The sequence below is a fragment of the Mesorhizobium sp. genome, assembly GCF_005063415.1.
In the GTDB taxonomy this organism is placed as follows: Bacteria; Pseudomonadota; Alphaproteobacteria; order Rhizobiales; family Rhizobiaceae; genus Mesorhizobium.
Window position 1 is genome coordinate 1 of the sequence record NZ_SUEG01000379.1, and the last position, 414, is coordinate 414.

Consider the following 414-nt stretch of genomic DNA (forward strand, 5'->3'; position numbering starts at 1 on the left):
CGAAGTAGGGCGAGAGGTAGCCGCGGTCGAACTGCATGCCTTCGACGACTTCGAGTTCGGTCTCGGCGGTCTTGGCTTCCTCAACCGTGATGACGCCTTCGTTGCCGACCTTCTGCATCGCTTCGGCGATCATCTTGCCGACCGAAGCATCGCCGTTGCCGGCGATGGTGCCGACCTGGGCAACCTCTTCGGAGGTCTTGATCTTCTTGGCGTTCTTGATCAGGGTCGCAACGACGTCGGTTACCGCGAGGTCGATGCCGCGCTTCAGGTCCATCGGGTTCATGCCGGCGGCAACGGCCTTGTGGCCTTCCTGGACGATCGACTGCGCCAGAACGGTCGCGGTCGTGGTGCCGTCGCCAGCGATGTCGTTGGTCTTCGAAGCAACTTCGCGGACCATCTGCGCGCCCATGTTTT

Annotated in this window: 1 protein-coding gene; it reads right to left on the reverse strand. The window is 62.1% G+C overall.

Going from position 1 to position 414, the window contains the following annotated elements; translation table 11 throughout:
* On the reverse strand, positions 1-414 hold a 414-nt coding region (locus E5W70_RS32695; protein WP_292665510.1), incomplete at both ends, for a TCP-1/cpn60 chaperonin family protein.